Source organism: Mycobacterium sp. UM_Kg27, assembly GCF_000972905.1.
In the GTDB taxonomy this organism is placed as follows: domain Bacteria; phylum Actinomycetota; class Actinomycetes; order Mycobacteriales; family Mycobacteriaceae; genus Mycobacterium.
Map to the genome: position 1 here is coordinate 1 of NZ_JRMM01000354.1, position 309 is coordinate 309.

Consider the following 309-nt stretch of genomic DNA (forward strand, 5'->3'; position numbering starts at 1 on the left):
AGCCGCGACGTCACCGTCGACACCCGCAACAGCGAAAACGGCACCACCGCCCTATGGGGCCGGCTCTGGGCCACCGACGCCACCGCCCTAGACCGGCGCCTGACCCAACTGGCCCACACCGTCTGCGACGACGACCCCCGCACCCTGGCCCAACGCCGCGCCGACGCCCTCGGCGCCCTGGCCGCCGGCGCCGACACCCTGGCCTGCGCCTGCACCAACACCGACTGCCCCGCCGCCAGCAGCGACGCCCGCGCCACCAACGTCACCGTCTACGTCCTCGCCGACCAAACCGCACTGAACACCCCGACC

At 74.1% G+C, this 309-nt stretch carries 1 protein-coding gene; it reads left to right on the plus strand.

Translation table 11 applies throughout. The features are described from left to right. Nucleotides 1-309: DUF222 domain-containing protein (locus LI94_RS21610; protein WP_046302553.1), on the plus strand; the 309-nt coding region annotated here is incomplete at both ends.